4 protein-coding genes and 1 pseudogene are annotated in these 4,653 nt (G+C 68.2%); 3 read left to right on the forward strand and 2 right to left on the reverse strand.

Going from position 1 to position 4,653, the window contains the following annotated elements:
* The first annotated feature begins 778 nt into the window (after nt 1-778).
* On the forward strand, nt 779-904 hold the full coding sequence (locus tag ACZ6CZ_RS37650; protein WP_469030563.1) for a hypothetical protein: 126 nt from the start codon (nt 779-781) through the stop codon (nt 902-904).
* Between the two features lie 144 nt (nt 905-1,048).
* On the opposite strand, the pseudogene ACZ6CZ_RS37655 reads toward ACZ6CZ_RS37650, so the two are convergent.
* Nucleotides 1,049-1,645: pseudogene (locus ACZ6CZ_RS37655) on the reverse strand (transposase family protein); the annotation flags it as partial.
* 446 nt (nt 1,646-2,091) lie between these two features.
* Here ACZ6CZ_RS37655 and ACZ6CZ_RS37660 point away from each other — a divergent pair.
* On the forward strand, nt 2,092-3,444 hold the full coding sequence (locus ACZ6CZ_RS37660; protein ID WP_469030565.1) for a pentapeptide repeat-containing protein: 1,353 nt from the start codon (nt 2,092-2,094) through the stop codon (nt 3,442-3,444).
* 234 nt (nt 3,445-3,678) lie between these two features.
* On the opposite strand, the gene ACZ6CZ_RS37665 is transcribed toward ACZ6CZ_RS37660, so the two are convergent.
* Nucleotides 3,679-3,816, reverse strand: coding sequence for a hypothetical protein (locus ACZ6CZ_RS37665; protein ID WP_469030567.1), 138 nt, complete (start codon nt 3,814-3,816; stop codon nt 3,679-3,681).
* 157 nt (nt 3,817-3,973) lie between these two features.
* On the opposite strand from ACZ6CZ_RS37665, the gene ACZ6CZ_RS37670 reads away from it, so the two are divergent.
* The gene (locus ACZ6CZ_RS37670) at nt 3,974-4,159 is read left to right on the forward strand and encodes a hypothetical protein (RefSeq protein ID WP_469030570.1); all 186 of its coding nucleotides are present in this window, start codon (nt 3,974-3,976) and stop codon (nt 4,157-4,159) included.
* The last annotated feature ends 494 nt before the right edge of the window (nt 4,160-4,653 follow it).

The raw sequence follows: 4,653 nt of genomic DNA on the forward strand, positions 1-4,653 counted from the left end.
CGGTCCGGGAGCAACGGCTCGATCCGCGTCCATTGCGCATCAGTCAACGGCACACCCGGACCAACGACCGACTGATCCAAACGAAACTGCCTAGGCGCGTGGATGCGCTCACGCCCTCCTGAGCGGTCCGTGTCGGGCGCATAGACAAACGGCCACGTACGTTCCTGAGAACCGACAGCTCGGCGGCGTGCGACCTGTGCTCGGCGTTGTGCAGACCTTTGCACGCTTCTCGTACGCCTGCCGTGCGGGGGACGACGATCCCCGGCCCCGCCCGCCCCCACGAGCGGTTTCCTGAGCGACGACCCCGACGGCTCACCTCCGCCAGAGCGGAGGTGAGCCGACGTGGGCTCGGACGATCGTTCGGCTGAACCCCTTCAGAGCTGATGACACTCCCCTTTCGCGGGTTTAGCCCCGGCCGGCACGCCGACCGGGGCTCTCCCGTCTCAGCCGATGCGGGACGTGCCGAAGGCCGGCCTTGCGCTCCACAGCCCGCAGCACCGCGTCCGGACGGCGAACGCCTCGCGCCCGACACGACCCGGCAGTTTCCCGGCCCTCAACAGCCGGCGCACTCGAACGTCGCGCGAGGTGACGTGACGCGGCCTGAGCCGGGATATCGCGCCACGTCACCTCCTGCCTGCATCCCGCGGCGTCCGCAGCGCCGGCCGAGGCCGGGATGTAGCGCAACCGCAACGAATACGCCCCGCAGCGGCCCAGGTGTCGGTGTGTGCTGCCGGGTGCCTGGTCTGTGCGGAAGCCGCAGACCGGTTCGCGGCCATCCGTGCGGAGTCGGTGGAGCAGCGGCACCGCCTCGATCAGCCCGACCGGTACCCCTACCAAGCCCGTCAAGCCCGAGCAGCCGGCCGCCGGCGACACCGTCGACCTCAAGGAGCTCGCCGCGCAGTAGCCGTGGCAGCCGGCGCCGACGCCTGATACATGAGGAATCCCCGCATGTGTCGGTCACACCCCTGGCGACGGGCACCCGTCAGGACCGGTCCACTCCACGGGTTCAGCCACAGCAGCCGACTGGCCCGGTGGAGTGTCCCGTCGTCTTGGGGCGGCGCCGGTTCGCAGCGGGGCTCACGCTGGCTTGGAGATCAGCGCGGCCCCCACCCCACCCCTTCGCGGGGCCACGCCAGTCGGCCTGGGCAAGGGCGTCGATGATGCCGTGTTCGCGGGCCGCGCGGATGTCGTGGACAGCTCCTGGCAGGGCTGGCGAGGCCCACAGCAGTCGGCCGAACGGATCGGTGAGGACCTGCACGTTCATGCCGTGTCTCTTGTGCTTCCCGGAGTAGAAGGGCTGGTCCGCGGCGATGCGGTCTATCGGCAGGAGGGTGCCGTCTAGGAGGACGAACGCCTTCGTCGACGCGGCGCGGACTGCGTCGCCCAGGGTGGGTGCAAGGGCGGCCAGGATGTCGACGGCCTCGGTGACGTAGCGATATGCCGTCGTGGTCCCGACGCCGAACCCGGCCGCGAGCTGGGCGTAGGTGTGCCCCATGCGCAGGTGGGCCAGTGCGAGGAGGGCCTGGCGGCCGGCGCTCAGCCTTCGCCAGCGGGAGCTGATCGCACGGCGGTGCCGCCGCAGATGCCCGGCGAGGAAGCGAAGGGAGGAGCTGGACACGTCCACGCCGGACGGGTAAACAAGCATGCAAAGCCTCTGGTGGACACGGTTCTCTTGGTCGAAAACCCATCTACCAGGGGCTTCGCCACGCTGTCACCCCAACTGCACAATGACACTGGCAGGTTGGAAAAGGCTCACTGTTGTGGTGGTTGTCGCCGCATGCTCCCCGGCCGGGCCCGGGATTATTCCCGGGCTGCTAGCGCCGTAACGGTTCGATGATGTGCACTCGCAGAGTGCCTGGAATACGTTAAGACCAGGCCATGACGACTGCCGCCCCGTCGTGGGCTCACTGCGGACAGGGCACCGCTCCAGGCCATCCCCTGTCGGGATGTACGGGGGTGCATGTCGCAGCCTCCGGTCGATGCCTCGCCCACGCCGATGCCGCGGATCAGGTCGCATATCTCATGTCCCTGTCACCCGGCTCTGACCTGGACTTACGAGGTACAACCCTCGACGAGACACTCCTCGGCCGCGTGCTCACCGCAGTGACCGATCCGGCAACCGATCGGCCGATCATAGGAGACGCCCGGTTCACGTCGGCCACCTTCACCGGGGACGCCGACTTCACCTCGGTCACCTTCACCCGGAGCGCCAATTTCGACTCGGCCACCTTCACCGGGATCACCATGTTCAGCTCGGCAACCTTCATCAACAGCGCCTGGTTTGGGTTCACGACCTTCACCCACTGGGGCGTCGGGTTCACCTCGGCAGTGTTCGAAGGGGCGGTGAGGCTGGGGCCGCTGGTGTGCGCGAGACGGGTCGACTTCTCCGGTGCGTCGTTCGGAGCGGCAGTGACGGTGGAGGTCGCGGCGAAGGAGGTGCGGTTCCACCGGACGCGCTGGGCGCAGCCGGCTGCGGTGTGGCTGCGGTATGCCGACGTAGATCTGTCCGACGCCGTGGCCGAATATCCCGTGACGGTCGCCGCCCGCCCCGGCCGCTTCGATTCCGGCGGCCGTCTGGTGGATGAGTCCGTGCTGGCCGGGATGCCGACCGATCGGGTACGGGTGCGCTCGCTGCGGGGGGTGGACGCGGCGCAGGTGGCTCTGACCGATCTGGACCTGAGCCAGTGTCTGTTCGTCGGCACGGTCCATCTGGACCAGCTCCGCCTGGAGGGCGACTGCCGTTTCGCCGGCGCACCGGAAGGTGTTCACCGCCGCGCTGGGTTGCCGCTCGTCCGGTACACCCGGCGCAGCACGGTGGCCGAGGAACACCAGCGGCGCCACAGCCTCCCCCGTGCCGTTGCTGGCTGGCAGCCGCCCCTCTTCTCCGGAAACGTAATGCAGCCGCGGGCCTTGGCCGCCGTGTACCGGGCGCTGCGCAAATCGTACGAGGACGCCGGTAACGAACCTGGCGCTGCGGACTTCTACTACGGCGAGATGGAGATGCGCCGCGCCGACCCCCGCAACGCGCCGACCGAACGCGCCCTGCTCACTGCGTACTGGGGGCTGTCCGGATACGGCCTGCGCGCCACCCGCGCACTCGTCTGGCTCTTGCTCGCCTTTGCCCTCACGATGCTGGTCATGATGCTGTGGGGGCTGCCCCAGCGAGACACCCCTTCAATCAGCACCGGTACGCTCACCGGCTACCGCATCACGATGACCACCGACAACCCCGACCCTGAAAACCCCACCGGACCGCTCTCTGACCGCCTCACCACCGGCCGTTTCGAGAAGAGCCTGCGCGTCGTCGTCAACTCCGTGATCTTCCGTTCTTCCGGCCAGGACCTCACCACCGTCGGCACTTACACCGAAATGACTTCGCGTCTCATCGAACCCGTCCTCCTCGGCCTGGCAGTTCTCGCCGTCCGCGGCCGCATCAAACGCTGACCCTTGGGCAGAGGTCACGAGCCGGAGGACGCCCCGATATTTCGTCACCCACCACAGCTCATTTCGTCGGTGCCTCCTGGTGCTGCAGGAGTGTCCGCCTGAGCGTGGCCGCCGACCTGCACCAGTGGGCGCGCGCCGCACTCGGCCCGGCCCCCTCCTCCGACGAGGTCGACCGGGCCCTGCCCGCTGGCTGCGGTCCCGGCGCACGCGCCGCAGGAATATCAGTGACCAAGCTCAGGCGGTGCGTCCCGCGGAGAGGGCGGGGTCGGTCGGCTCGAGGGCCAGGTAACTCTCTGCCGTGGCGGCTTCGAGGAGCAGGGGCTTTTCGGGGTCGTCCACGCGTACGGGAAGGGGCGGGGTCAGGTACGGCATCAAGCTCTCCTTACGATGACCGCCGCGCGACTCGCGGCGTGCTCCTCGCATGGTTGACGTGCGGTCCTGTGGACAGAGGACGGAGAACTCTCCAAGCTGAGGTGGCGGCGCGGCGTGGGACGGCGTAACCGCTGCACCTTCCGACAGTTATAGCGACGTGATCAAACACATCGCCGCTACTGCGGCCCTCGCCACCATCGCTCTCGGAGCCTTCTCCGCCCCTGCCCACGCAGCCGACGGCACCCTTCCCGTCGGCTCCGTCATCGACACGGCTAGCACCGTCGTCGTCGTCGTGACGCACGCCGTCACCGTCGTGCTGCCCCCCGGTGCTTTGCCGGTCTGACCCGGCGCATGAAGCTACTGGTCGGCTCGCCGCCCTTGCGTTGTCGCCACCTATACGAGCGCGGAAGCACCGAAGGCTAAGGTTCAGGACCCACCTATGAAATCGCAGCCGTCCCCAACATGCTGGACGTGGTGAACGTCGACGTAAGGTGACCTTCTGAGATTCCCACCGCCCCGGTATGAGCCATTCAAAGCCCATGCCGGGGCGACGTGCTTGCCCGGGCCGGACCGGGGACTCCGGTCCATCCGACAAGCCCTAGTGGCCAGCCCCGCAGCAAAGCACCCTGGCCCCCTTGTCCAGGGTGGTCGGCCCGACCACGAGCCCGACTAAGACCCCTTGTCCACCTCTGCTACCGCCCCGCCCGCCGCCGCGTTTCTCCTTGACCACGCCCGCTACCGGCTGTCGGTGAACTTCGAAAGCTGACCCGGTGCTCGACTCCGAAGATGGACCCCCGGTCGGTCAGTTGATGTTGTTCATTCCCCTGCGTTGGCGGG

The organism is Streptomyces sp. NPDC041135 (genome assembly GCF_055592085.1).

Coding starts and splice junctions, on each gene's coding strand:
- ACZ6CZ_RS37665 (WP_469030567.1), bottom strand. CDS start 3,816: ATGCCGTACCTGACCCCGCCCCTTCCCGTACGCGTGGACGACCCCGAA.